Here is a 26,955-nt window from a genome sequence, read left to right on the forward strand (position 1 = left end):
CCCCAGCCTGGCTGGCCTCGAATCCGTAACGCTGGGGGGTGGAAACGGTCGAGGGGGGGCCCCCCGGGGGGGGCCCCCCCCGGGGGGGGGGGCCCCCAACCCTTTTTTGGTATGCGTAACTTCAAGTTCACGTTGCGCGCTCAGCATCACAGCCATGGGTACTGCTGCAATGCTCAGAGCCGCCGGCGTCGGAGCCGGTGACGAGGTCGTCGTACCGGCCTTCGGGAACGTCGAGCTGGCCGAGGCCGTGTGCCTCGTGGGTGCGCTCCCCGTGTTCGCCGACATAGATCCGGCCACCTACTGCCTCGACCCCTCCGCCGTCGAAGCTGCCGTAACTCCTCGGACCGCGGCCGTCGTTGTCGTACACCGCTTCGGACGGCGTGCCGACATCACGCGGTTGCACGAGGTCGGCCGGCGGCACGGGCTGCTCGTGCTGGAGCAGGGCGAGTCCGAGGCGCCGTACGACGAGATGGCGCAGCGCAGGGAGCGGGCCGCCTACCTCGACGCCAAGCTGAAGGGCGTGCGCACGCCGGACGGCGGTGACGGGCACAGCTACCAGCAGTACGTGGTGCGGGTGCCGGGCAACGGCCGGCCGGACCGTGACGCCTTCGCGCGGGCCCTGCGGGCCAAGGGAGTTGCCTGCCACGTGCCGGTGAAGACACCCGTGCACCGGCTGCCCGAGTTCCGGTGCTGCGTGACGCTGCCGCAGACCGAGCGGGCCGCGGACGAGACGCTCGCCCTGCCCGTCGACGCCGCACTGACCAAACGCGAGATGCAGCGCATCGTGTCCGCGTGCAACGCCCTCGGCGGACTGCTCCAGCCCGCCTTCTGACCGCCGCCGAACGAGTTTGGGAAATGCGGCCTGTTCAGGGTATGGTTTTCTTGTTGCCGCGAGGGAAACCTCGAATGCGACAGGCCCCTATAGCTCAGTCGGTAGAGCGTCTCCATGGTAAGGAGAAGGTCAACGGTTCGATTCCGTTTGGGGGCTCTGGAATAAAGGCCTCGCCCTTGTGGGCGGGGCCTTCTTCGTGTGCCCGGGCGGGCCCGGGGCCTCAGTCGTGGTGAAGCCCCGAGACCCGCATCGCCAGGATCGCCATGTCGTCCGAGGGGGCGTCGGACGCGAAGCGTTCCACGGCTCGCATGATGCGTGCCGCGACAGCGCCGGCCGTGAGACCCGTGCAGGTGGTCAGCACGTCGGCGAGACCGTCGTCGCCCAGCATGCGGGTGCCCTCACGGCGTTCGGTGACGCCGTCCGTGACGCACAGCAGGACGTCGCCCGGGTCGAGGGTGACCGTCTGCTCGTACAGCTCCAGGTCCTCGATGACGCCGAGCAGCGGCTGGGGTTCGGCCGCCGCGACGACCGTGCCGTCCTGGCGCAGGCGCAGCGGGAGCGGGTGGCCCGCGCAGACCACCTTCAGCTCGGCGCTGCCGTCCGCCTGGGGCCGCATCTCGCCGTAGAGCAGGGTCAGGAAGCGGCTGCGGTCGCCCTCGTCGAGGATCGCGGAGTTGAGGCGCTCCAGCACGGCGGGGCCGGACAGGCCCTCGCGGGCCAGCAGGCGCAGCGCGTGCCGGGCCAGGCCCGTGACCGCCGCCGCGTTCGGGCCGGTGCCGCAGACGTCGCCGATGGCGAAGCCGTAGGCGCCGTTGCCGATGGGGAACAGGTCGTAGAAGTCGCCGCCGACCTCGTTGCCCTCGCCGGCCGCGCGGTAGATGACCTCGACCTCGACGCCGTCGATCTGCGGCAGGCCGGGCGGGAGCAGGCTGCGCTGGAGGGCCTGGCTGATCGCGGTGCGTTCCGAGTACAGGCGGGCGTTGTCCAGGGCGAGCGCGGCCCGGCGGGACAAGTCCTCGGCCAGTTCCAGGATCTCCTGCCGGAAGTGCTCGTCCGTGGGCTTGCCGAGGGTGAGCATGCCGATCACGCGGTTGCGGGCGACCAGCGGCAGGACGACCGTCTCGCCGCCGACCGCGGAGGCGGTGGCGAGGGTCGGGCCGATGCCCGAGGCGATCTGGTGCGTGGGGCCGCCGGACAGGCCGAGGCTGCGCATGGAGCTGCGCAGGGCCGCCTGGTGGGCGACCTCGCCGGGGGTGTTCCAGACGCGGGCGCCGGGCGTCGGTACCGGATCGGGCGGGGAGATCTTCGACAGCAACGACTTGATGCCGTCGATGAGTTCCTCGTCCTCGTGCAGGACGTACGAGAGGTAGGGCTCGGATGCCTGGTCGGCGATCGTGTAGACGGCGCACCAGGTGGCGAGCGTCGGCACGGTCATCTGGGCCATCAGGGCCAGCGTCTGGTCCCGGTCCAGGGTGCCGGCGAGCAGGTCGGAGGCCTCGACCAGGAAGCTCAGGGAACCGCGTCGCAGCCGTTCGAGCTCGCCCAACCGGGCCGACTCCACGGCCAGGGCGATGCGGTCGGCGGCGAACTGCAGGCGCAGCGCCTCCTCGTTGGAGTACCGGCCGGGTGCCTCGGCCGCGACGCCGAGGGAGCCGGTGAGGCGGCCCTCGACCTTCAGCGGGACCGTGACGACCGAGCGCATGCCGGTGCCGTTGAGCAGAGGTACGGCGCCGGGCACGGCGTTGAGGTCGTCGTGGACGGCCGGCATGCGGGCGGAGCCGTAGCGGCCGGGGCCCGCCTCCACGGGGACGCGGGCGAAGCGCTGGCGGGCGGAGGGCAGGCCGGTGGAGGCGCGGACCTCCAGCTCCGTCTCGTCGTCGGTAGCCAGGAGCAGGAACGCGGAGTCGCCGTCGAGCATGTCGCGGGCGCGTTCGACGGTGCGTTGCAGCAGGCCGTCGAGGTCGTCCGGGGCGGGGGAGCCGATGAACACCTCGAAGGGGTCGGTGCTCTGGCCGTCGGAGGCGGTGGCCTGGTCGCCGGCGGGGACGCGCTGCGGGGTCTGCAGGACGGCGCGCTCGTGGTCCCGGACCAGGAGGCAGACGGTGGACGGCTCGCCGCCGGTGTCGCGGACCCTGAGGTGGGAGGCGTAGACCGAGGCCACCCGTCCGTCGGCGCCGCGGACGCCGTAGCTGCCCTCCCAGCGGGAGAGTTGGAGCGCCTCGGCGATGCCGGTGCCGGTGCCGGGGGTGTGCGGCCAGGCGGCGAGGTCGGTGAGGGGCCTGCCGATGACCGCGGCCGCCGGGTAGCCGAACAGTTCCTCCGCGTCCTCGTTCCAGGCGTTGATCATGCCCTTGCGGTCGATCTGGACGACCGCGACACGGACCCGGCCGTCGGCGAGCGGGAGCAGCTCGGCGGGCAGCGAGGGTCCGGCGGCGCGGGTGCCGACCGGGCGTTCGGGCAGGTCGAGCTGGAACCAGACGTTCTTGTGGGTGGGTGTGTAGTCCACGCCCCAGCGGGCGGCCAGGGCCGCGCACAGCTGCAGGCCGCGCCCGCCCTCCCGGTCGGGGCTGCCCATGGCGGCGGGCGAGCCCTGGAGGGGGACCTCGCGTTCCGGGTAGCGGTCGGAGACCTCGATGCGCACGCCGTCCTCGGTGCGCAGGCACAGCACTTCCGCGTGGGTGCCCGCGTGCACGACCGCGTTGGTCACCAGTTCGCTGGTGAGGACCACCGCGTCGTCGACGATGTCGGCGAAGCCCCAGCCCTGGAGGGTGTCGCGGACGAAGGACCGGGCGGTCGCGACCGATCGGCCGACGGGCTCGAAACTGGCGGCCGCGCGCGCGGTGATCACAGAACTCCTCGGCCGGTTGTCGACGTGCAGGGCTGCGGGGCCGGCCGGCTCGCGCCGCTGCTGCGGCATCAGCTCGCCCGTCGGCCGTGGCTCCGGGGGAAGTCCCTCGGGGATCACTCCGGTGGTCATGGTCTGCGGCCGCCCCTCCGATGCCCGCTCGTTCTCGTGCCACCGCCCAGGCCGGTGGGACCGGTGCGGCTGGACAGCCGCATGCAAGGTTACTTACCTTCCCCGTCCGAGTGGATGCCGGTCGCCGGTGATTACGCCCCCAGGGTGTGCGGACGATGTGCGAAGCTGCCGAACTGTTATGGCCTGGTTCGGCCGGGGTGAAACACTGGGCAAGCTTCTGACGAAGGTCCGGTCATGCTGCGTGTGTTCCGTGTACGGCGGGCAGCAGCCCTTGGTGTGTCGGATCTCGTCTGGCAGAAATACCCATGAGTAACGGGTACGCGGAAGTAACCGGTGGGCCGGGATGCGGCGCACCGGGCCGGCGTGGCCGAGCACGGCAGTGGCACAGCAGTAACGGTCTACCCCTTCGGGAGGGACACAGTGGAGTCTGGCGCAGCGACGCGGGGCACGAAGACGCGCGCGAAAGGCGGACCGTCCCTGGGCAGGAACGGCGGCACCACCGCCGTGGACACGGCTGCCCTGAACCGGCTGCAGGCGGCCCTCGTGGCGATGCGCGACGGGAACTTCCGCAAGCGGCTCACGGTGTCCGGGGACGGCGTGATGTCGGAGATCGCGGCGGTCTTCAACGAGGTGGCCGACCGCAATCTGCATCTGACCGGCGAGCTGTCGCGGGTGCGGCGCATGGTGGGGCGTGAGGGCAAGCTCACAGAGCGGCTGGAGACGGGTGCCTGCGAGGGCTCCTGGGCGACCGCCATCGACAACTCCAACGCGCTGGTCGACGATCTGGTGTGGCCGGTCTCGGAGGTCAGCCGGGTCCTGACGGCGGTCGCGGAGGGCGATCTGTCGCCCCGCATGGACCTGCGCACCCAGGCACCGGACGGCACCGGGCATCCGCTGCGGGGCGAGTTCCTGAAGGTCGGCCGTACCGTCAACAACCTGGTCGACCAGCTGTCGACGTTCACCGACGAGGTCACGCGGGTGGCCAGCGAGGTCGGCACCGAGGGCAAGCTCGGCGGGCAGGCGCGCGTGCGGGGGCTGTCCGGTTCGTGGAAGGACCTCACGGACTCGGTCAACACGATGGCGTCCCGGCTGACGGCGCAGGTGCGGGACATCGCCCTGGTGACGACCGCGGTGGCCAAGGGCGATCTGTCGCGCAAGGTCACGGTGCACGTCGCCGGCGAGATGCTGGAGCTGAAGAACACCGTCAACACGATGGTCGACCAGCTCTCGGCGTTCTCCTCGGAGGTGACGCGGGTCGCGCGCGAGGTCGGCACGGACGGCATTCTCGGTGGTCAGGCGCATGTTCCCGGGGTGGACGGCACCTGGAAGGAACTCACCGACTCGGTGAACCTGATGGCCGGCAACCTGACGGCTCAGGTGCGCGGGATCGCCCAGGTCACCACCGCGGTGGCCAACGGTGACCTGTCGCAGAAGGTGACCGTGCCGGCGCGTGGCGAGGTCGCGCAGCTGGCCGAGACGATCAACCAGATGACCGAGACGCTGCGGATCTTCGCCGACGAGGTCACGAGGGTGGCCAACGAGGTCGGTGCCGAGGGACGGCTGGGCGGTCAGGCGAACGTGCCGGGTGTCGCCGGCACCTGGAAGGACCTCACCGACTCCGTCAACACGGTGTTCCGGAATCTGACCACACAGGTGAGGGACATCGCCGCCGTGACGACGGCGGTGGCCAGCGGTGACCTGTCGCAGAAGGTCACCGTGGACGTGGCCGGCGAGATGCTGGAGCTGAAGAACACCGTCAACGGCATGGTGGACCAGCTGTCCGCGTTCGGTGCTGAGGTGACGCGGGTCGCGCGCGAGGTCGGTGTCGAGGGTGAGCTGGGCGGCCAGGCGCAGGTGCCGGGGGCGGCCGGTACCTGGAAGGACCTGACGGACTCCGTCAACACCGCGTTCCGCAACCTGACCGGGCAGGTGCGCAACATCGCGCAGGTGACGACGGCGGTGGCCAACGGCGATCTGTCGCAGAAGGTCACGGTGGACGTGTCCGGCGAGATGCTCCAGCTGAAGAACACCGTGAACACGATGGTGGACCAGCTGTCGAGCTTCGCGGACCAGGTCACGCGCATGGCGCGGGACGTGGGTACGGAGGGCCGGCTGGGCGGTCAGGCGCGGGTGGACGGCGTCTCGGGCACCTGGAAGGAGCTGACGGACTCCGTCAACTTCATGGCCGGGAACCTCACCTCACAGGTGAGGCAGATCGCACAGGTGACGACGGCGGTGGCGCGCGGTGACCTGTCGCAGAAGATCGACGTCGACGCGCGCGGCGAGATCCTCGAGCTGAAGAACACGATCAACACGATGGTCGACCAGCTCTCCGCCTTCGCCGACCAGGTGACCCGGGTGTCCCGGGACGTGGGCACCGAGGGCCGGCTCGGCGGTCAGGCGCAGGTGCCGGGCGTGGCCGGTGTGTGGCGGGACCTGACGGACTCGGTGAACGGCATGGCCGGGAACCTCACCGCCCAGGTGCGCAACATCGCCCAGGTCGCCACGGCGGTGGCCCGCGGTGACCTGTCCCAGAAGATCACCGTGGACGCGCGCGGCGAGATCCTGGAGCTGAAGAACACCCTGAACACGATGGTGGACCAGCTGTCGTCGTTCGCCCAGGAGGTCACGCGGGTGGCCCGTGAGGTGGGCACGGAGGGCATGCTCGGCGGTCAGGCCGAGGTGCAGGGTGTCTCCGGCACCTGGAAGGACCTCACGCAGTCCGTGAACTTCATGGCGAACAACCTGACGATCCAGGTGCGCAACATCGCCGAGGTCACGACGGCGGTCGCCAAGGGCGACCTGTCGAAGAAGATCACCGTGGACGCGAAGGGCGAGATCCTCGAACTGGTCACGACGGTCAACACGATGGTCGACCAGCTCTCCAGCTTCGCCGAGCAGGTGACCCGGGTGGCCCGTGAGGTGGGCACCGAGGGCATCCTGGGCGGCCAGGCGCACGTGCCGGGTGTCACGGGCATCTGGAAGGACCTGAGCAACAACGTCAACCTGATGGCCAACAACCTGACCATGCAGGTGCGGAACATCTCGCAGGTGGCCGCGGCCGTGGCCAACGGTGATCTGACCCGGCAGGTGACGATCGAGGCGAGCGGTGAGGTCGCGCAGCTCGCGGACACCATCAACACGATGGTCAAGACGCTGAGTTCGTTCGCCGACCAGGTGACCAAGGTGGCCCGTGAGGTGGGCACGGACGGCATCCTGGGCGGTCAGGCGCACGTGCCGGGTGTGGCCGGGACGTGGAAGGACCTCACCGAGTCCGTGAACCAGATGGCGTCCAACCTGACCGGTCAGGTGCGCAACATCGCGATGGTCACCACGGCCATCGCCAAGGGTGACCTGACGAAGAAGATCGACATCGACGCCCGCGGTGAGATCCTCGAACTGAAGACGACGATCAACACGATGGTCGACCAGCTCTCCAGCTTCGCCGAGGAGGTCACCCGGGTCGCCCGTGAGGTGGGCACGGAGGGGCAACTCGGCGGCCAGGCACGCGTGCGTGACGTCGACGGCACCTGGCGGGACCTCACCGAGTCGGTGAACGAGATGGCCGGGAACCTGACCCGGCAGGTGCGTGCCATCGCGCGCGTGGCGACCGCGGTGACCCGCGGCGACCTGAACCTGAAGATCGACGTCGACGCGTCCGGCGAGATCCAGGAGCTGCAGGACTACATCAACAAGATGATCGCCAACCTGCGCGACACCACGATCGCCAACAAGGAGCAGGACTGGCTCAAGGGCAACCTCGCCCGTATCTCCGCGCTGATGCAGGGCCGCCGGGACCTGGAGGACGTGGCCTCGCTGATCATGAGCGAGCTGACGCCGGTGGTCTCCGCGCAGCACGGGGCGTTCTTCGTGGCGATGCCGCTGATGGAGGGCCAGGACATCAGCGGTGACGCCGGGGAGCAGTACGAACTGCGGATGCTCGGCTCGTACGGCTACTCGATGGGCTCCATGCCGACGTCGTTCAGGCCGGGTGAGGCGCTCATCGGCACGGCAGCCGAGGAGCGGCGCACGATCCTCGTGGAGAACGCGCCCAGCGGCTACCTGAAGATCTCCTCGGGGCTGGGGGAGGCGCCGCCGGCGCAGGTGATCGTGCTGCCGGTGCTGTTCGAGGGCACGGTGCTCGGGGTGATCGAGCTGGCCTCCTTCACGCCGTTCACCCAGATCCAGAAGGACTTCCTCAACCAGATCGCCGAGATGATCGCGACCAGTGTCAACACCATCTCGGTCAACACCAAGACCGAGCAGTTGCTGAAGCAGTCGCAGGAGCTGACCGAGCAACTGCGCGAGCGGTCGGCGGAGTTGGAGAACCGGCAGAAGGCGCTGCAGGCGTCCAACGCCGAGCTGGAGGAGAAGGCGGAGCTGCTGGCCCGGCAGAACCGGGACATCGAGGTGAAGAACACCGAGATCGAGGAGGCCCGGCAGGTCCTGGAGGAGCGGGCCGAGCAGCTCGCGGTGTCCATGCGCTACAAGAGCGAGTTCCTCGCGAACATGTCGCACGAGCTGCGCACACCGCTCAACTCGCTGCTGATCCTGGCCAAGCTGCTCGCCGACAACGCCGAGGGGAACCTGTCGCCGAAGCAGGTGGAGTTCGCCGAGACCATCCACGGCGCCGGTTCCGACCTGCTCCAGCTGATCAACGACATCCTCGACCTGTCGAAGGTCGAGGCGGGCAAGATGGACGTCTCCCCGACGCGTATCGCGCTCGTCCAGCTCGTGGACTACGTGGAGGCCACCTTCCGGCCGCTGACCGCGGAGAAGGGGCTCGACCTGTCGGTGCGGGTGTCCCCGGAGCTGCCGGCGACCCTGCACACCGACGAGCAGCGGCTGCTTCAGGTGCTGCGCAACCTGTTGTCGAACGCGGTGAAGTTCACCGACTCCGGGTCGGTGGAGCTGGTGATCCGGCCCGCGGGCGCGGATGTGCCGCAGAAGATCCGGGAGCAGTTGCTCGAGGCCGGTTCGCTCACCGATCCGCAGGCGGATCTGATCGCGTTCTCGGTGACCGACACGGGCATCGGCATCGCGGCCAGCAAGATGCGGGTGATCTTCGAGGCGTTCAAGCAGGCGGACGGCACGACCAGCCGCAAGTACGGTGGCACCGGCCTCGGTCTGTCGATCTCGCGGGAGATCGCGCAGCTGCTCGGCGGTGAGATCCACGCGCAGAGCGAGCCGGGCCGCGGTTCGACGTTCACGCTGTACCTGCCGCTGCACCCGAGCGAACTGCCGCCGCAGGGCTACCAGCAGTCGGTGGCCCCGCTGGAGGCCGGTGAGCTGGTCGCCTCCGAGGCGCGGCTGTCCTCGGAGCTGTCCGCAGCGGAGATCGTGACGCCGGCCGAGGTGAAGTCGTACCAGGAGACGCAGAACGGGGCCGCCGCGCTCTTCCGGCGCCGGCGCCGCAGTCTGCCGCCGGTCGAGCAGCGGCCCGAGCAGTGGACGACGATCGCCGAGCAGGAGAGCGTGCCGGAGCCCGCCCGCGCGGTGCGGTTCGGCGGCGAGAAGGTGCTGATCGTCGACGACGACATCCGCAACGTGTTCGCGCTCACCAGCGTCCTGGAGCAGCACGGGCTGTCGGTGCTGTACGCCGAGAACGGCCGTGAGGGCATCGAGGTGCTCGAACAGCACGACGACGTGGCGGTCGTGCTGATGGACATCATGATGCCCGAGATGGACGGGTACGCGACGACCACGGCGATCCGCCGGATGCCGCAGTTCGCCGGGCTGCCGATCATCGCGCTGACCGCGAAGGCCATGAAGGGCGACCGGGAGAAGGCGATCGAATCGGGCGCCTCCGACTACGTGACCAAGCCGGTCGACCCCGATCATCTGCTGGCGGTCATGCGGCAGTGGATGGGGGCCCGGTGACGGGGTGACCGGTGCGAACGTGAACGGGGTGGGAACCCGGGATGTGCACGTGGAGTTGCCGGTCCCCGGTCTCCGGACGTGTGGGGGAATCGCGGATTCCGGGAACCTTCCGGTCCTGCGCCGCGTTTCCCTTATGTGCACAGTGACATCGCGGTGACAGGGTGTGGCGACGGGCGGGGTGCGGCTACGATGACCGGCACAAGGACGGACGGCGAAAGGGAGTCGTCCCCTGGGGCGGCGCCCGGTGTACCGCCGGGACGAGGAGGGCGGGCCATGGTGCAGAAGGCCAAGATCCTCCTGGTCGATGACCGGCCGGAGAATCTGCTGGCGCTGGAGGCCATCCTCTCTGCGCTCGATCAGACACTGGTGCGGGCATCGTCCGGGGAGGAAGCGCTCAAAGCACTGCTCACGGACGATTTCGCGGTCATTCTGCTGGATGTCCAGATGCCGGGCATGGACGGTTTCGAGACGGCCGCGCACATCAAGCGGCGGGAGCGGACCCGGGACATCCCGATCATCTTCCTGACCGCGATCAACCACGGCCCCCACCACACCTTCCGGGGTTACGCGGCGGGCGCGGTGGACTACATCTCGAAGCCGTTCGACCCGTGGGTGCTGCGCGCCAAGGTCTCGGTGTTCGTCGAGCTGTACATGAAGAACTGCCAGCTGCGGGAACAGGCGGCGCTGCTGAGGCTCCAGTTGGAGGGCGGCGGCAGGAGCGCGGTGGGCGGCAAGGAGTCCGCCGGGCTGCTCGCGGAGCTGTCGGCGCGGCTGGCGGCCGTGGAGGAGCAGGCGGAGGCGCTGTCCAAGCAGTTGGACGACGAGTCGGCGGACGCGGCCGCGGTGGCCACGGCGGCCCATCTCGAACGCAAACTCACCGGGCTGCGCCGGGCGCTCGACGCGCTGGAGCCGGGCACGGCGAGCGGTGCCGCGTCGATGCCGCCGCAGAACTGACGCCCGCCCGGAGCACAGTTGTCCATGAGTGCGCGTCAGTTCCGCGCCGCGGTACGGGGGACACGTACGGGTGAAGCCGGCGGTCCCCCCTGTTCGAGCGAAGTCGAGAACTCGGGGGCGGGCACACGTGTCCGCCGTCGTCTCCCCCGGTAACCTCACACCTATGGCCTCACGTCCCTCCGCAGCCAAGAAGCCCGCCAAGAAGGCGGCCGCTCCCACGAAGGCTCCGGCGAGGAAGGCCGCCGCCAGGAAAGCCCCCGCCAAGAAGGCGCCCGCGAGGAGGGCCCCGGCCAAGAAGGTCGCGCCGCCCAGGCCGGCACCGAGCCCGACAGGGGGCCTGTACCGGCTGGTGCGCGCCCTGTGGCTGGGTTTGGCGCACGCCGTCGGCGCCGTCTTCCGGGGCATAGGGCAGGGCGCGCGCAACCTCGACCCGGCCCACCGCAAGGACGGCGTCGCGCTGCTGCTGTTCGGCATCGCGCTGATCGTCGCCGCCGGCACCTGGGCCGATCTGCGCGGTCCGGTCGGCGACCTGGTGGAGATCCTGGTCACCGGCGCCTTCGGCCGGCTCGACCTGCTGGTGCCGATACTGCTCGCGGTGATCGCCGTGCGGTTCATCCGGCACCCGGAGCAGCCGGAGGCCAACGGCCGTATCGTGATCGGCCTGTCCGCGCTCGTCATCGGCGTGCTCGGCCAGGTCCACATCGCCTGCGGCTCACCCGCCCGCAGCGACGGCATGCAGGCCATAAGGGACGCCGGCGGCCTGATCGGCTGGGCGGCGGCGACCCCGCTGACGTACACCGTGAGCGACATGCTCGCCGTACCGCTGCTGGTGCTGCTGACCGTCTTCGGACTGCTCGTGGTGACCGCCACCCCCGTCAACGCCATCCCGCAGCGGCTGCGCGCGCTCGGCGTGCGGCTGGGGCTGCTGCCCGAGCCGGAGGAGTACGAGACCTCCGAGGACGACGAGCGGTACGACGAGCAGTGGCGTGAGGCGCTGCCCGCGCGCCCCCGTAAGCGCCGGAGCGCCCCTCAGGGGTACGACCCCGAGGGCGCCGAGGAGGAGGCCCTCTCACAGCGCCGCGGCCGTCCCAGGCGCTCCGCGGTGCCGCAGCCCGACCCGCAGCGCCGGATGGACGCCGTGGACGTCGCGGCGGCCGCCGCGGCCGCGCTCGACGGCGCCGTCCTGCACGGCATGCCGCCGTCGCCGCTCGTCGCCGACCTCACCCAGGGGGTCGGCGCGGGGGAGCGCGAGGACACCACGCCGGTGCCGACCCCGGCAGCCGCCCCCGGCCCGGCACCCGCGTCCGCGACGGTTCCAGCGGCCGCCCCGGTTCCCGCGCCGGCCGCCCGGCCCGAGCAGGAGAAGGTCCAGGTCGCGAATGTCCCCGACCTCACGAAGGCGGCCCCCGACGCGCCCCGCGAGCTGCCCCCGCGCGCGGAGCAGCTCCAGCTCGCCGGGGACATCACCTACGGGCTGCCGTCGCTGGACCTGCTCACCCGCGGCGGGCCGGGGAAGGCGCGCAGCGCGGCCAACGACGCGATCGTCGACTCCCTGCGCAACGTCTTCTCCGAGTTCAAGGTCGACGCCGACGTCACCGGCTTCACCCGGGGCCCGACCGTCACCCGCTACGAGGTCCAGCTCGGCCCCGCCGTGAAGGTCGAGCGGATCACCGCGCTCACCAAGAACATCGCGTACGCCGTCGCCAGCCCCGACGTGCGGATCATCAGCCCCATCCCGGGCAAGTCCGCGGTCGGCATCGAGATCCCGAACACCGACCGGGAGATGGTCAACCTCGGTGACGTGCTGCGCCTCGCGGAGTCCGCCGAGGACGACGACCCGATGCTGGTCGCCTTCGGCAAGGACGTCGAGGGCGGGTACGTGATGCACTCGCTGGCGAAGATGCCGCACATGCTGGTCGCGGGCGCCACCGGGTCCGGCAAGTCGTCCTGCATCAACTGCCTGATCACCTCGGTCATGATGCGGGCGACCCCGGAGGACGTCCGGATGATCCTGGTCGACCCCAAGCGCGTCGAGCTGACCGCGTACGAGGGCATCCCGCACCTGATCACGCCGATCATCACCAACCCCAAGCGTGCCGCGGAGGCCCTGCAGTGGGTCGTGCGCGAGATGGACCTGCGCTACGACGACCTCGCCGCGTACGGCTTCCGGCACATCGACGACTTCAACCGGGCGGTTCGCGAGGGCAAGGTCAAGCCGCCCGAGGGCAGCGAGCGGGAGCTCCAGGCGTACCCGTACCTGCTGGTGATCGTGGACGAGCTGGCCGACCTGATGATGGTCGCCCCGCGGGACGTCGAGGACGCGATCGTGCGCATCACCCAGCTCGCGCGCGCGGCCGGCATCCACCTGGTGCTGGCGACCCAGCGACCCTCGGTCGACGTGGTCACCGGCCTCATCAAGGCCAACGTGCCCTCGCGGCTGGCGTTCGCCACCTCCTCGCTCGCCGACTCCCGGGTCATCCTCGACCAGCCCGGCGCCGAGAAGCTGATCGGCAAGGGCGACGGGCTGTTCCTGCCCATGGGCGCGAGCAAGCCGACCCGCATGCAGGGCGCGTTCGTGACCGAGGCCGAGGTCGCCGCCGTCGTCCAGCACTGCAAGGACCAGATGGCGCCCGTCTTCCGGGACGACGTCACCGTGGGCACCAAGCAGAAGAAGGAGATCGACGAGGACATCGGCGACGACCTCGACCTGCTGTGCCAGGCGGCCGAGCTGGTCGTCTCCACCCAGTTCGGGTCGACGTCCATGCTCCAGCGCAAGCTGCGCGTCGGCTTCGCCAAGGCCGGCCGGCTGATGGACCTCATGGAGTCCCGCAACATCGTCGGGCCCAGCGAGGGCTCGAAGGCGCGTGACGTTCTCGTGAAGCCCGACGAACTGGACGGCGTGCTCGCGGTGATCCGCGGGGAGTCCGACGGCTAGGACGCGCGGGGCGCGCGGACCCGGCGGACCGGGCGGACGGAAGCGGCAAGGCGGTCGATTCCGGGCGGACACAAGGGGAAGTGCGGGCGGGAACGGGCGGATCGGGTGGGGCCGCTGAAGCGGACTGGGCCGGTTGCCCGCCCGGCGTGCGGAACCCGGCGTGTCGGGTTACGCCGGCTGGCGGCACGGCCGTGATCCACCCGTTAGAGAGAGTCGGGCAACCGTTTCCCTTTGCTGTACGTCAAGTTGAGCGAAAGGACAGCTACCGACCCCGATATGGGGTAGGTGTCTGTCCCCGCCGTCGGGATGACCGGCCTTTCCGATTGGCGTACAAGTCCCACCGCCCGGTTGCCCCACCCTTTCGCTCCCGCCCTAGACTGAACCTCCAGCACAGGTGGCTCACACGCTCGAAAGGCGCCCCCGTGTCCATCGGCAACTCCCCTGAAGACGAGCGTCCGTTCCCAGACGTGTCCGAAGAAGCCCGTACCTCCGTCGGGCGCGCCCTGCAGCAGGCGCGCATCGCGGCCGGGCTCACCGTCGACGCTGTCAGCAGCGCCACTCGTGTCCGCATCGCCATCGTGCACGCCATCGAGGCGGACGACTTCGCCCCCTGCGGCGGTGACGTGTACGCGCGCGGGCACATCCGCACGCTGGCCAGGGCTGTGCACCTCGACCCCGCACCACTGATCGAGCAGTTCGACGCCGAGCACGGCGGACGGCCCGCGCCGACCCCGGCGGCCCCCCTGTTCGAGGCGGAACGTATCCGCCCCGAGCGCAGGGGCCCGAACTGGACCGCGGCCATGGTCGCCGCGATCGTCGCCGTCGTCGGTTTCGTCGGGTTCACCGCGTTCAAGGGCGGCGGCGCCGGGAACGACGCCAAGTCGCAGGTCGCCGAGGGCACCACCACCACGCCCAGCAAGTCCTCCTCGCCCACCCCCAAGAAGGGCAAGCCCGCCGAGCCCACCTCGGAGGCGTCCGACAGCGCCATCGCGGCCGCCCCGCAGGACAAGGTCACCGTCCAGGTCAGCGCGCCGGGCGGGCGCAGCTGGATCTCCGCCAAGGACCACAACGGACGGATGCTCTTCGACGGGCTGCTGAAGAAGGGCGAGTCCAAGACCTTCCAGGACAACTCCAAGATCAACCTGATCCTCGGCGACGCCGGCGCGATCCAGCTGTACGTCAACGGCAAGAAGATCGAGGACAACTTCCGGCCGGGCGCCGTGGAGCGCCTCACGTACACCAAGGGCGACCCCGAGGCCGGATGAGGGGCCCTCGGGCGGAGCGGATGTGACGGGGTTGGCCAGGATCGGCCAACCCCGTCGACGTGGGTCGTCAGTGAGACAAAGTAGTCTTGAGCCCATGCCTGAACGCCGTACCGTCGCACTAGTCACTCTCGGCTGCGCCCGTAACGAGGTGGACTCGGAGGAGCTCGCAGGCCGTTTGGAGGCGGACGGCTGGCAGCTCGTCGAGGACGCCGCGGACGCCGATGTCGCCGTGGTCAACACCTGTGGCTTCGTCGAAGCCGCCAAGAAGGACTCCGTCGACGCCCTGCTGGAGGCCAACGACCTCAAGGACCATGGCAGAACCCAGGCCGTCGTGGCGGTGGGCTGCATGGCCGAGCGGTACGGCAAGGAACTGGCCGAGGCCCTGCCCGAGGCCGACGGCGTGCTCGGTTTCGACGACTACGCCGACATCTCCGACCGCCTGCAGACCATCCTGTCGGGCGGCATCCACGCCGCCCACACCCCGCGCGACCGCCGCAAGCTGCTGCCGATCAGCCCGGCCGAGCGCCAGGAGTCGGCCGCCGCCGTCGCGCTGCCCGGCCACGGCCCCACCGATCTCCCGGAGGGCCTCGCGCCCGCCTCCGGCCCGCGAGCGCCCCTGCGCCGCCGGCTGGACGGCTCCCCGGTCGCCTCCGTCAAGCTCGCCTCCGGCTGCGACCGGCGCTGCTCGTTCTGCGCCATCCCGTCCTTCCGCGGCTCCTTCATCTCCCGCCGCCCCAGCGACGTGCTGAACGAGACGCGCTGGCTGGCCGAGCAGGGGGTGAAGGAGATCATGCTGGTCTCCGAGAACAACACCTCCTACGGCAAGGACCTGGGCGACATCCGCCTGCTGGAGTCCCTGCTGCCCGAGCTGTCCGAGGTCGACGGCATCGAGCGGGTGCGGGTGAGCTACCTGCAGCCGGCCGAGATGCGCCCCGGCCTGATCGACGTGCTGACCTCCACCCCGAAGGTCGCCCCCTACTTCGACCTGTCCTTCCAGCACTCCGCGCCCGACGTGCTGCGCGCGATGCGCCGCTTCGGCGACACCGACCGCTTCCTGGAACTGCTCGACACCATCCGGAGCAAGGCCCCGGAGGCCGGCGTGCGCTCCAACTTCATCGTCGGCTTCCCCGGCGAGAGCGAGTCGGACCTCGCCGAACTGGAGCGCTTCCTGACCGGCGCCCGCCTGGACGCCATCGGTGTCTTCGGGTATTCGGACGAGGAGGGCACGGAAGCGGCGACGTACGAGAACAAGCTCGACGAGGACGTCGTCGCCGAGCGCCTCGCCCATATCTCCCGGCTCGCCGAGGAGCTCGTCTCCCAGCGGTCCGAGGAGCGCGTCGGGCAGACCGTCAGCGTCCTCGTGGAGTCCGTGGACGACGAGGAGGGCGTGTACGGCCGTGCGGCGCACCAGGCGCCGGAGACGGACGGCCAGGTGCTGCTCACGAGCGGCGCGGGCCTGAGCGTCGGACGTATGGTCGAGGCGAAGGTGGTCGGCACGGAGGGCGTCGACCTGGTCGCCGAGCCGCTGGCGGGCTCGTCCGGGTGTAGCGAGGAGGCGGGCAGATGACCGGAGTCCCGGCATCCGCCGCGGGCGGCTCCACCGGCGCGCAGGGTGCCCGTGGTTCCGCCGCCGCTGCCGACGGCGCCCGTGAGGTCTCCGGTTCCGGCCCCGCGGCTACGGCCGCGGACTCCGAGGGCGTGCGGCCCGCGCGCGGCGGCAAGCTGACGGCCGCTGCCGTCAACCAGGCGAGCGTCTGGAACGTCGCCAATCTGCTGACGATGCTGCGGCTGCTGCTGGTGCCCGGATTCGTGGCGCTGATGCTGGCGGACGGCGGCTACGACCCGGCCTGGCGCTCGCTCGCCTGGGCGGCTTTCGCCATCGCCATGATCACCGACCTGTTCGACGGACATCTGGCGCGCACGTACAACCTGGTCACCGACTTCGGGAAGATCGCCGACCCCATCGCCGACAAGGCGATCATGGGCGCGGCCCTCGTCTGCCTGTCGGCCCTGGGCGATCTGCCGTGGTGGGTCACGGCCGTCATCCTCGGCCGGGAACTCGGCATCACCCTGTTGCGTTTCCTGGTCATCCGCTACGGCGTGATCCCCGCGAGCCGGGGTGGCAAGCTCAAGACGCTCACCCAGGGCGTCGCCGTGGGGATGTACGTCCTGGCGCTGACCGGCTGGCTGGCCTCCCTGAGGTTCTGGGTGATGGCCGCGGCGGTCGTCCTCACCGTCGTCACGGGCCTGGACTACGTGAGACAAGCCATTGTGCTGCGCCGGCGGGGAATGGCCGAGCGCGCGGCGGCGTTGGAGGAGAAGCAGGCGTGAGTTCACCGGCCACCGAAGTAGTGCGACTACTGACCGTGATGGGCGAGAGCCTCGCCGTGGCGGAGTCGCTCACCGGTGGACTGGTGGCGGCGGAGATCACCACGGTCCCCGGGGCCTCCAAGGTCTTCCGCGGTTCGGTCACCGCGTACGCCACCGAGCTCAAGCACGAGCTGCTGGCGGTGGACGCCACTCTCCTGGAGCAGCGGGGAGCGGTGGATGCGCAGGTCGCGGCCCAGATGGCGGCCGGGGTCCGTAAGGCCCTGGGTGCCGACTGGGGGATCGCGACGACCGGTGTCGCGGGCCCCGATCCGCAGGACGGACAGCCCGTCGGGACGGTGTTCGTGGCCGTCGACGGCCCCCGGACGCCGGGCTCTGGTTCTGCCGGTGGCGGAAAAGTGGAGGCCCTGCGGTTGAACGGCGACCGTGCGGAAATTCGTATGGAGAGTGTACGGAGCGTACTCGCACTGCTTCTGAAGGAGCTTGCGGGCGAACAGACCGGGAATGAGCGGGCACAGGATACGGAACGGAACGGGGGGTTTTGATGTTTGCAGCCCTGAGTGAACACGACATCGCTCCCCGCACGGCCGCGGCGCGAGGCGGTACGGTGGGGCGAGAAGGATGCGGCTACGCGGTCCGAGGAGGGAGCCACCGATGATTCTGCTCCGTCGCCTGCTTGGTGACGTGCTGCGTCGGCAGCGCCAACGCCAGGGCCGTACTCTGCGCGAAGTCTCCTCGTCCGCCCGAGTCTCACTCGGCTATCTCTCCGAGGTGGAGCGGGGGCAGAAGGAGGCTTCCTCCGAGCTGCTCTCCGCCATCTGCGACGCGCTGGACGTACGGATGTCGGAACTGATGCGAGAGGTGAGCGACGAACTGGCGCTCGCCGAACTGGCCCAGTCCGCCACGGCCACCCAGTCCGTGCCCACGCCGGTCCGTCCGATGCTGGGTTCCGTGTCGGTGACCGGTGTGCCACCGGAACGGGTGACCATCAAGGCGCCCGCCGAAGCGGTGGACGTGGTCGCGGCGTGACGTCTGCCTGCGCGGCCTGACGACCCCGATACGTGCGAAGCCCTGGCCGGGCTTCCCAGGGAGACCTGGGGCCCGGCCGGGGCTTTCGCGTGGTGCTCGCGCGTGATCTGTGTCTCGCTTTGGTCCATTTGCCGGTATTCGGTGTGGCGGTCATGGTGGAGGGACGTGACGGCCCCGAGCCCCCGGAGGAAACGGATGTACGTCGTGAAGAGCCCGTTGCCCGACGACGACCTGAAGACCGTGGCCGAGGCGCTGCAGGGCGCCCTGGTCGACCTGGTGGACCTCGCCCTGGTCGCCAAGCAGGTCCACTGGAATGTCGTCGGACCCCGCTTCCGCTCCATCCACCTCCAGCTCGACGAGGTCGTCGACTCCGCGCGCATCCACTCCGACACGGTGGCCGAGCGAGCCTCCGCGCTCGGCGTACCGCCCGACGGGCGCGCGGCCACGGTGGCCTCCGCCAGCGGCATAGGGAGCGCCCCGGCCGGCTGGGTCAAGGACGCGGACGCGGTACGGGCCCTGGTGGACGCCCTCGGCGCGGTGATCGTCCGGATGCGGGCGCGGGTGAACGGGACCGGCGAGGCGGACCCGGTGTCCCAGGACATCTTCATCGGGATCACCGCGGACCTGGAGAAACACCACTGGATGTTCCAGGCGGAGAACGCCTGAGGGGCCGGTCCTGCACCTGTGAGCCCTCGGTGCGCCTCCCGCACGGGTCGCGTGGCGTTCTAGCGTCCGGCTGGAGGTGACGGCCATGGTGAGGCGGGTGGTGCGCTGGGGGGCCGCACTCGGGCTGGGACTCCTGTGGTGGTGGGCGGTGCTGCGCATCGCCCTCGGCGCGGGCGCCGGGGTGATCGAGGGAGCCGTGGTGGCCGGCGGCTGGGGGCTGAGCGTGCTTCCCGTGCACTGCGTTCCCAAGAGGCAGGCGGCCGGGGCCGTGGAGGCGGGGCGCTGGACTGCCGCCTGGCGGACGGCGGCCGCTCCGGGCGCTACCAGGGCATCGCCACGCCCCCGTTCGGACGGAGGATCTGGCCCGTCATGAACGCCGACGCGTCCGACGCCAGGTACAGCACGGTGTGCGCGACGTCGTCGGGCTCGCCGACCCGGCCCAGCGGGGACCTCCGCGCCATCAGGCCCTCGGTACGGGCCTGGACCTGCCGGTCGTGGCGGGCGGTCATGGGGGTGCGCACCCAGCCCGGGGCTACCGCGTTGACCCGGATGCCGTGCCGGCCGACCTCGGTGGCCAGCGTCTTCGTCAGCTGGACCACGGCCGCCTTGGCCGCGCCATAGCAGAGCAGCCCGGGCCCGCCGGTGTCGACCGCGCCGGAGGCCATGGTGACGATGCTGCCCGGGGTGTCGTGGGCGAGCATCGACCGGGCCGCCTCCTGGCAGGCGTACAGGACGCCCTTGAAGTTGACGTCCAGCACCCGGTCCAGGTCCTCGTCGCGGGTGTCCAGGACGGGGCTGCTGTGCATGATCCCGGCGACCGCCGCCATCACGTCCAGGCGCCCGGCGGCGCGGACCGCCGAGGTGAGCGCGGTCCGGTCGGTGACGTCCAGGACGTGGGTACGGGCCGTGCCGCCGGCCTTCCCGATCAGCTCGGCCGTGCCGTGCAGGCCGTCCGCGTCCAGGTCGGCACAGTGCACCGCGGCTCCCGCCTCGGCGAGCAGGACGGCGCAGGCCCGCCCGATGCCGCCGGCGGCTCCGGTGACGAACGCGGTGCGTCCGGTGAGGGCGTACGCCTTGAGAGCCATACAGCGACCGTACGAGCGTTTCTGACGGTCCGTCAATTGGCGGTCCGGTAATTGCCGGCCCGGTAGTCAGTGGTCCGGTGATCGGGGGTCCGGTGGTCGGTGGTCCGGCAATTGGTGCGCCGTCGACTAGCCGGACGTGGACGGGCGGCGGGGATAGCGCTCGCGAAACTTCTGCGCCTGCCCCGGTGCTGGTGCGGGGCCCACCTGGCAGTGGGGGCACCAGTAGGTGGGGCGCTCCTGGGAGCCGTCGCCCTGGTCGGCCACCCGGATCCGGGTCCGGCAGCGCAGGCAGGGGCGGCCCGCGCGGCCGTAGACGAACAGATCCTGCCGGGGCAGGCCCGTGGTCCGGCGGACCGGGCGCTCGCGGTTCGCCTCCAGCAGCTTCTTGGAGAGCGCGGTCAGCTTGGCGGCGTGGTCCGCGGGCAGGGCCCCGACCGGCAGCCAGGGGGTCACACCGAGCAGGAAGCACAGCTCGCTCTTGTACACGTTGCCGATCCCGGCGAGATTGCGCTGGTCGAGCAGGGCCTCGCCGAGGCCACGGTCCGGATCCCTGAGCAGGTTGGCGAGGGCGCGCTCGGGGTCCCAGTCCGGGCCGAGCAGATCCGGGCCGAGGTGGCCGACGGCTCGCTCCTCCTCGCCGGTGCGCAGGAACTCCAGCACCGGCAGGCGGTAGCCGACGGCCGTGCGGTCGTCGGCGCCGAGGATCGCCCGGATCTGGTGTCCCGGGCCCCCGCGCCAGCGCTCGTCCGGGGCGTAGATCTTCCAGGCGCCCTCCATGCGCAGGTGCGTGTGGAGGGTCAGGTCCCCCTCGAAGCGGGTGAGCAGGTGCTTGCCGCGCGCGATCGTGTTCAGGACCGTGCGGCCCGTGAGGTCGACCGTCGCGTACTTCGGCACCCGGAAGTCGCTGCGGTTCACCACCCTGCCCGCGAGGGCCTCGTGCAGTCGCCGCGCGGCCTGCCAGACCGTGTCACCTTCGGGCATGCGTCAAGGGTGCCACGACGGGGTGGGGCGTGACGGTCCGCCGCCGGGGCGGCGTGGTCATGCCCGCAGGCGCAGGCCGCGCGGGGTCGCGACGAAGCCCGCCCCCTCAAGGAGGGTGCCCATGGGGGAGGTCAGGGACTGGGCGCCGTTGACCCGCTCCACCGTGACCGTGCCGAGAGAGCCCGCTCGGGCGGCCGCGGCGAGAGCCTCCGCCGCGATGCGCAGACGCGGGTCGTCGGTGGCGGCGGCGTCCGGGGCGGAGGGCCAGGCCAGCAGGGTCTTGCCGCCGCGCTCCATGTACAGCGCGAGCTCGCCCTCCACCAGCACCACCAGCGAACCCGCCTTGCGGCCCGGCTTGTGCCCGGCCCCGGTCGGCGGCTCGGGCCAGGGAAGGGCGGCGCCGTAGGCGTTGGCCGGGTCGGCCGCGGCGAGGACCACGGCCCGGGGATCGGGGGACGACGAGCGCGCGCCGCGTGCGCCGAAACCGCGGCTCGCGGACGGGCCGTAGGGCGCGCCCGAGCCGCCGCCCCGCGGGCCGCCGTAGCCGGGGGAGGCGAAGGGGTCCGCGCCCGGCTCCAGGTCACGGGGCGAGACGTAGTCGCCGGCGTGCCGCTGCTCGCCGCGCCCGAAGTCACCCGGGGGCGCGGGGTGGTCCTGCGGCGGCCAACCGAAGTCGCCGTCGGAACCCGGGTGGGCCAGTCCGCCGTCGCCCTGTTCGAAGACGTCCGGTGCCGTGTGGCCGCCCTCGGGGAAGGGCACCGGAGTGCCGTCGCCGCCGAAGCCGTTCGCGAAGGCGGGGGCGGGCACCTGCTCGCCCCGCTCACGGGCGTTGGACACCGCGCGGAGCCGGTCGACCGCCCCGTCCATCGCGAACTGGGCGGCGCCCAGACCCTCGACCACGTAACCGCGTCTCGCCTGGCCGCTGTCCTCGAAGGCGGACAGCACGCGGTACACCGCCGAGAAACCGCCCTCCACGCCCTCCGCGCCGACGGCACCCCGGGTGACCACTCCGTGCCGGTCCAGCAGGGTGCGGGCCAGCGCGTGGGCGCGCACCGTGGCGTCCGGCTCGGCGGCGGGCAGCAGTGACCAGCGGCCGGCCACCGTGGGCGGGCCGGTGCGGGAGGCGGCCCGGGCGGCGGCCGTCAGGGAGCCGTAACGGCCGCGCGGGACGGAGCGCTTGGCCCGGTGGGCCGTCGAACCCGCCGTGCGGCCCGAACCCAGCAGGGAGCGCATCGGGGCGAGGGTGTCGTTGGTGAGCCGCCCCGACCACGCCAGGTCCCACAGGGCGTCGGCCAGGTGTGGATCGGTGGCCTCGGGATGGGTGGTGGCCCGTACCTGGTCGGCGATCTGACGGAAGAACAGGCCGTAGCCGCCCGACAGCGCGTCCAGGACCGACTGGTGCAGCGCGGTCAGCTCCAGGGGGTGCGGCGGCGGCAGGAGCAGGGGAGCGGCGTCCGCCAGGTACAGCGAGACCCAGCCGTCCTTGCCGGGCAGCGCGCCCGCACCGGCCCACACCACCTCGCCCGCGGCCGTGAGTTCGTCCAGCATGGAGGGCGTGTAGTTCGCCACGCGGGACGGCAGGACCAGCTTCTCCAGCGCCGAGGCGGGCACCGAGGCGCCCTGCAACTGCTCGACGGCGCGTACCAGTCCGTCGACACCGCGCAGCCCGTGCCCCTTGCCGATGTGCTGCCACTGCGGCAGGAACTGCGCGAGCGCGGCCGGCGGCACCGGCTCCAGCTCGTGCCGCAGCGCGGCCAGGGAACGGCGACGCAACCGGCGCAGTACGGCCGCGTCGCACCACTCCTGGCCGATGCCCGCCGGATGGAACTCACCCTGCACGACCCGGCCGCTCGCGGCCAGTCGCTGCAGAGCGCCCTCGGTGACCGCCACGCCCAGGCCGAAGCGGGCGGCGGCGGTGGCCGACGTGAACGGGCCGTGCGTACGGGCGTGCCGCGCGAGGAGGTCGCCCAGCGGGTCCTTCACCGGTTCGGTGAAGGCCTCGGGGACGCCGACCGGCAGCGCCGTGCCGAGCGCGTCGCGCAGACGGCCCGCGTCCTCGACGGCCGCCCAGTGGTCGGTACCGGCGATACGGACCCGGATGGCCCGGCGGGCCGCGGCCAGCTCCCGCGCCCACTGCGGGTCGGCGCCCCGCTCGGCCAGCTCCGCGTCGGTCAGCGGCCCGAGCAGCCGCAGCACGTCCGCCACCCCCTCCACGTCCTTGACCCGGCGGTCCTCGGTCAGCCACTGCAGCTCGCGCTCCAGCTCGGTCAGCACCTCCGCGTCGAGCAGCTCGCGCAGCTCCGCCTGGCCCAGCAGTTCGGCCAGCAGCCGGGAGTCCAGCGACAGCGCGGCCGCACGGCGCTCGGCGAGCGGGGAGTCGCCCTCGTACAGGAACTGCGCCACGTACCCGAACAGGAGCGAGCGGGCGAACGGGGACGGCTCGGGCGTGGTCACCTCGACCAGGCGGACCTTGCGGGACTCGATGTCGCCCATCAGCTCCACGAGGCCGGGGACGTCGAAGACGTCCTGGAGACACTCGCGGACCGCCTCCAGGACGATCGGGAACGAGCCGAACTCACTGGCCACCTGGAGCAGTTGCGCCGCCCGCTGACGCTGCTGCCACAGCGGTGTGCGCTTGCCGGGGTTACGGCGCGGCAGCAGCAGCGCACGGGCGGCGCACTCACGGAACCGGGAGGCGAACAGGGCGGAGCTGCCGACCTGCTCGGTGACCACCTGGTCGACCTCGCCCTTGTCGAAGGCGATGTCCGCCGCGCCCACCGGGGCCTGATCGCTGTCGTACTCGGCGCCGGACCGCACGGGCTCCTGGTCGAGCAGGTCCAGGCCCATCAGGTCGGCGTCGGGCAGGCGCAGCACGATGCCGTCGTCGGCGTGCATCACCTGCGCGTCCATGCCGTACCGCTCGGACAGGCGGGCGGCGAGCGCCAGCGCCCAGGGGGCGTGGACCTGGGCGCCGAACGGGGAGTGGACGACGACCCGCCAGTCGCCGAGCTCGTCCCGGAAGCGCTCGACCACGATCGTCCGGTCGTCCGGGACATGGCCGCAGGCCTCGCGCTGTTCGTCCAGGTAGGACAGCACGTTGTCCACCGCCCAGGCGTCCAGGCCCGCCGCGAGCAGGCGCAGCCGGGCGTCGTCCTTGGACAGCGAGCCCACCTCGCGCAGGAACGCGCCCACCGCGCGGCCCAGTTCCAGTGGACGGCCGAGCTGGTCGCCCTTCCAGAAGGGCAGCCGGCCCGGCACACCCGGAGCCGGGGAGACCAGGACGCGGTCGCGCGTGATGTCCTCGATGCGCCAGGAACTCGTGCCCAGGGTGAAGACGTCCCCCACCCGGGACTCGTACACCATCTCCTCGTCCAGCTCACCGACCCGGCCGCCGCCCTTCTTGGGGTCGGAACCGGCGAGGAAGACCCCGAAGAGGCCGCGGTCGGGGATGGTGCCACCGGAGGTGACGGCGAGACGCTGGGCGCCCGGCCGGCCGGTGATCTCACCGGTCACCCGGTCCCACACCACGCGCGGGCGCAGCTCCGCGAAAGCGTCCGAGGGGTAGCGGCCCGCGAGCATGTCGAGGGTCGCCGTGAACGCCGACTCGGGCAGCGAGGCGAAGGGGGCCGCGCGGCGGACCGTGGCGAGCAGGTCGTCGAACTGCCAGGTGTCCAGCGCCGTCATGGCCACGAGCTGCTGGGCCAGCACGTCCAGCGGGTTCGCGGGGACCCTCAGGGACTCGATGGCCCCCGTGCGCATCCGCTCGGTGACCACCGCCGACTGGACCAGATCGCCACGGTACTTGGGGAAGACCACTCCGGTGGAGACGGCGCCCACCTGGTGTCCCGCGCGGCCCACGCGCTGGAGCCCGGACGCCACCGAGGGCGGCGACTCGACCTGCACGACCAGGTCCACGGCGCCCATGTCGATGCCCAGCTCCAGGCTGGACGTGGCGACCACCGCGGGCAGCCGGCCCGCCTTGAGGTCCTCCTCCACCAGGGCGCGCTGCTCCTTGGAGACCGAGCCGTGGTGCGCGCGGGCGATCACCTGCGGCGCGCCCTGGGACGCGCCCGAGCCGCCCATCAGCTCGGCCGGGGAGTGGTGCTCGCCGAGCGGCTCCCCGGTCGCCCGCTCGTAGGCGATCTCGTTGAGCCGGTTGCACAGCCGCTCGGCCAGCCGCCGGGAGTTGGCGAACACGATCGTGGAGCGGTGTGCCTGCACCAGGTCCGCGATCCGCTCCTCCACGTGCGGCCAGATCGACGGCCGCTCCGCGCCCTCGGCGCCGTCGGCCGCCGGGGAACCGCCCAGCTCGCCCATGTCCTCGACCGGGACGACCACGGAGAGGTCGAACTCCTTGCCGGACTCCGGCTGGACGATCTCCACCTTGCGACGCGGCGAGAGGTACCGGGCCACCTCGTCCACCGGGCGCACGGTCGCCGACAGACCGATCCGGCGGGCCGGCTTCGGCAGCAGCTCGTCCAGCCGCTCCAGGGACAGCGCGAGGTGCGCGCCGCGCTTGGTGCCCGCGACCGCGTGCACCTCGTCCAGGATCACCGTCTCGATGCCCGTCAGCGCGTCGCGGGTGGCCGACGTCAGCATCAGGAACAGCGACTCGGGGGTGGTGATCAGGATGTCCGGCGGACGCGTGGACAGCGCGCGCCGCTCGGCGGGCGGGGTGTCACCGGAGCGGATGCCCACCTTGACCTCGGGCTCGGGCAGGCCCAGGCGCACGGACTCCTGGCGGATGCCCGTCAGGGGACTGCGCAGGTTCCGCTCCACGTCGACCGCGAGGGCCTTCAGCGGGGACACGTACAGCACCCGGCAGCGCTTCCTCGGGTCGGCGGGCGGAGGCGTCGAGGCCAGTTGGTCCAGGGCGGCGAGGAACGCGGCCAGCGTCTTGCCCGAGCCGGTGGGGGCGACCACCAGCACGTCCGAGCCCGCCCCGATGGCCCGCCAGGCGCCCGCCTGGGCCGCGGTGGGCGCGGAGAACGCCCCCGTGAACCAGCCGCGGGTCGCGGGGGAGAAGCCGTCGAGGGCTCGGAGTGCGGAGCTGACCATGCCCTCCATCCTGCACCCGGGCACTGACAATCGCGCTGAGCTGGGCCAACGAGGGCCAGGGGGGTCCGCGTGCCGCCGGGGTCTCGCCGGGGTGGCGGAGAATGGACGCATGGCGGGATCAGCGGAGCGGGCACGGCACTGGCGGTACGAGCAGCTGCCGGGCGTCGACCTGCTGCGGGCCCGGTACATACGGAAGACCTTCGTCCGGCACACCCACGAGAACTTCGTGATCGCCGCCATAGCCGACGGCGTCGAGGTCTTCCACCACCGCGGCTCCGACGTGTCCGCGGGCGCCGGGGCCCTCGCCCTGGTCAATCCGGACACACCCCACACCGGCCGGGCCGGCGTGCCCGAGGGCTGGCGGTACGGCGCGGTGTACCCGCCGCCCGAGGTGGTGGCCGAGATCGCGGCCGAGACCACCACCGTCCGCGGCACACCCGGCTTCGTCAGCCCCGTCCTCGACGACCCCTACAGCGTCCGCCTCGTCCACCAGGTGCTCCGCGCCGCCGACGAGGGCAACGCCCTGGCCGCCGACACCCTGCTGCGGGTGGCCGTGACCAGGCTGCTGCGGCTCAACGGCGGACCGCTGCCGCAGCGGCGGACGCGGACGGCCGGGGAGCGGATCGCCGCACGCGCGCGTGAGGTGCTGGAGGAGCGGATCGCCGAGCCGCCGACCCTGGAACGCCTCGCCGTCGACCTGGGCACCAGCCCGTTCGCCCTGCTGCGGGCGTTCCGCGACACCTACGGTATGCCGCCGCACACCTGGCTGACCGACGCCCGGGTACGGCGGGCACGAATCCTGCTCGACGCGGGCACGGCACCCGCCGAGGCGGCCGTCGCCGTCGGCTTCACCGACCAGCCCCACCTCAACCGGCACTTCACCAGGATCGTCGGCGTGCCCCCGGGCGCCTACCAGCGCGAGCGCAAGAACGTACAAGACCAGGACTGACGTGCGGCCGTACGGT

15 protein-coding genes and 1 tRNA gene are annotated in these 26,955 nt (G+C 71.7%); 12 read left to right on the forward strand and 4 right to left on the reverse strand.

What is annotated here, in order from left to right; genetic code table 11:
* Positions 1–169 precede the first annotated feature (169 nt).
* Positions 170–832 (forward strand): DegT/DnrJ/EryC1/StrS family aminotransferase, encoded by a 663-nt coding sequence (locus tag V7E45_RS00960; RefSeq protein ID WP_333772163.1) that lies wholly within the window; start codon positions 170–172, stop codon positions 830–832.
* 83 nt (positions 833–915) lie between these two features.
* Positions 916–988 (forward strand) — tRNA-Thr (locus V7E45_RS00965).
* Between the two features lie 64 nt (positions 989–1,052).
* Here V7E45_RS00965 and V7E45_RS00970 read toward each other — a convergent pair.
* The gene (locus V7E45_RS00970; RefSeq protein WP_333772098.1) at positions 1,053–3,809 is read right to left on the reverse strand and encodes a SpoIIE family protein phosphatase; all 2,757 of its coding nucleotides are present in this window, start codon (positions 3,807–3,809) and stop codon (positions 1,053–1,055) included.
* A gap of 420 nt (positions 3,810–4,229) precedes the next feature.
* Between V7E45_RS00970 and V7E45_RS00975 the strand changes: the two genes are divergently transcribed.
* From V7E45_RS00975 to V7E45_RS01015, 9 genes are all read left to right on the forward strand, one after another.
* A complete protein-coding gene (locus V7E45_RS00975; protein ID WP_333772099.1) occupies positions 4,230–9,689 on the forward strand; it encodes a HAMP domain-containing protein in 5,460 nt (1,819 codons plus the stop codon).
* A gap of 273 nt (positions 9,690–9,962) precedes the next feature.
* Positions 9,963–10,643: a response regulator gene (locus tag V7E45_RS00980; protein WP_333772100.1), complete on the forward strand. Its 681-nt coding sequence runs from the start codon at positions 9,963–9,965 to the stop codon at positions 10,641–10,643.
* A 163-nt stretch (positions 10,644–10,806) separates the two neighbouring features.
* Entirely contained in the window at positions 10,807–13,578 is a 2,772-nt protein-coding gene (locus V7E45_RS00985; RefSeq protein WP_333772101.1) for a DNA translocase FtsK, read from the forward strand.
* A gap of 422 nt (positions 13,579–14,000) precedes the next feature.
* On the forward strand, positions 14,001–14,843 hold the full coding sequence (locus V7E45_RS00990; protein WP_333772102.1) for a helix-turn-helix domain-containing protein: 843 nt from the start codon (positions 14,001–14,003) through the stop codon (positions 14,841–14,843).
* 94 nt (positions 14,844–14,937) lie between these two features.
* A complete protein-coding gene (rimO, locus tag V7E45_RS00995) occupies positions 14,938–16,410 on the forward strand; it encodes a 30S ribosomal protein S12 methylthiotransferase RimO (protein WP_333772103.1) in 1,473 nt (490 codons plus the stop codon).
* Entirely contained in the window at positions 16,407–17,174 is a 768-nt protein-coding gene (gene pgsA, locus V7E45_RS01000) for a CDP-diacylglycerol--glycerol-3-phosphate 3-phosphatidyltransferase (protein ID WP_333772104.1), read from the forward strand. The genes rimO and pgsA overlap by 4 nt, the downstream gene beginning before the upstream one ends.
* The gene (locus V7E45_RS01005; RefSeq protein WP_333772105.1) at positions 17,171–17,716 is read left to right on the forward strand and encodes a CinA family protein; all 546 of its coding nucleotides are present in this window, start codon (positions 17,171–17,173) and stop codon (positions 17,714–17,716) included. The genes pgsA and V7E45_RS01005 overlap by 4 nt, the downstream gene beginning before the upstream one ends.
* 109 nt (positions 17,717–17,825) lie before the next feature.
* Positions 17,826–18,200 carry a helix-turn-helix domain-containing protein gene (locus V7E45_RS01010; RefSeq protein ID WP_333772106.1) on the forward strand — a complete coding sequence of 125 codons (375 nt, stop codon included), beginning with the start codon at positions 17,826–17,828 and terminating at the stop codon, positions 18,198–18,200.
* Between the two features lie 195 nt (positions 18,201–18,395).
* Positions 18,396–18,866 carry a Dps family protein gene (locus V7E45_RS01015; protein ID WP_333772107.1) on the forward strand — a complete coding sequence of 157 codons (471 nt, stop codon included), beginning with the start codon at positions 18,396–18,398 and terminating at the stop codon, positions 18,864–18,866.
* A 320-nt stretch (positions 18,867–19,186) separates the two neighbouring features.
* On the opposite strand, the gene V7E45_RS01025 is transcribed toward V7E45_RS01015, so the two are convergent.
* From V7E45_RS01025 to V7E45_RS01035, 3 genes are all read right to left on the reverse strand, one after another.
* Positions 19,187–19,951, reverse strand: coding sequence for an SDR family NAD(P)-dependent oxidoreductase (locus V7E45_RS01025; protein ID WP_333772109.1), 765 nt, complete (start codon positions 19,949–19,951; stop codon positions 19,187–19,189).
* A gap of 126 nt (positions 19,952–20,077) precedes the next feature.
* Complete coding sequence (locus tag V7E45_RS01030) at positions 20,078–20,932, reverse strand: Fpg/Nei family DNA glycosylase (RefSeq protein WP_333772110.1); 855 nt, start codon at positions 20,930–20,932, stop codon at positions 20,078–20,080.
* Between the two features lie 57 nt (positions 20,933–20,989).
* Positions 20,990–25,990, reverse strand: a complete 5,001-nt coding sequence (locus V7E45_RS01035) for an ATP-dependent helicase (RefSeq protein ID WP_333772111.1) — start codon at positions 25,988–25,990, stop codon at positions 20,990–20,992.
* Between the two features lie 109 nt (positions 25,991–26,099).
* On the opposite strand from V7E45_RS01035, the gene V7E45_RS01040 reads away from it, so the two are divergent.
* A complete protein-coding gene (locus V7E45_RS01040; RefSeq protein ID WP_333772112.1) occupies positions 26,100–26,939 on the forward strand; it encodes an AraC family transcriptional regulator in 840 nt (279 codons plus the stop codon).
* Positions 26,940–26,955 lie beyond the last annotated feature (16 nt).

Origin of the sequence: Streptomyces sp. IBSBF 3136 (genome assembly GCF_036815105.1) — a bacterium.
GTDB lineage: Bacteria > Actinomycetota > Actinomycetes > Streptomycetales > Streptomycetaceae > Streptomyces.

Coding starts and splice junctions, on each gene's coding strand:
- V7E45_RS00960 (WP_333772163.1), top strand. CDS start 170: ATGCTCAGAGCCGCCGGCGTCGGAGCCGGTGACGAGGTCGTCGTACCG.
- V7E45_RS00970 (WP_333772098.1), bottom strand. CDS start 3,809: ATGACCACCGGAGTGATCCCCGAGGGACTTCCCCCGGAGCCACGGCCG.
- V7E45_RS00980 (WP_333772100.1), top strand. CDS start 9,963: ATGGTGCAGAAGGCCAAGATCCTCCTGGTCGATGACCGGCCGGAGAAT.
- V7E45_RS00985 (WP_333772101.1), top strand. CDS start 10,807: ATGGCCTCACGTCCCTCCGCAGCCAAGAAGCCCGCCAAGAAGGCGGCC.
- rimO (WP_333772103.1), top strand. CDS start 14,938: ATGCCTGAACGCCGTACCGTCGCACTAGTCACTCTCGGCTGCGCCCGT.
- pgsA (WP_333772104.1), top strand. CDS start 16,407: ATGACCGGAGTCCCGGCATCCGCCGCGGGCGGCTCCACCGGCGCGCAG.
- V7E45_RS01010 (WP_333772106.1), top strand. CDS start 17,826: ATGATTCTGCTCCGTCGCCTGCTTGGTGACGTGCTGCGTCGGCAGCGC.
- V7E45_RS01015 (WP_333772107.1), top strand. CDS start 18,396: ATGTACGTCGTGAAGAGCCCGTTGCCCGACGACGACCTGAAGACCGTG.
- V7E45_RS01025 (WP_333772109.1), bottom strand. CDS start 19,951: ATGGCTCTCAAGGCGTACGCCCTCACCGGACGCACCGCGTTCGTCACC.
- V7E45_RS01030 (WP_333772110.1), bottom strand. CDS start 20,932: ATGCCCGAAGGTGACACGGTCTGGCAGGCCGCGCGGCGACTGCACGAG.
- V7E45_RS01035 (WP_333772111.1), bottom strand. CDS start 25,990: ATGGTCAGCTCCGCACTCCGAGCCCTCGACGGCTTCTCCCCCGCGACC.
- V7E45_RS01040 (WP_333772112.1), top strand. CDS start 26,100: ATGGCGGGATCAGCGGAGCGGGCACGGCACTGGCGGTACGAGCAGCTG.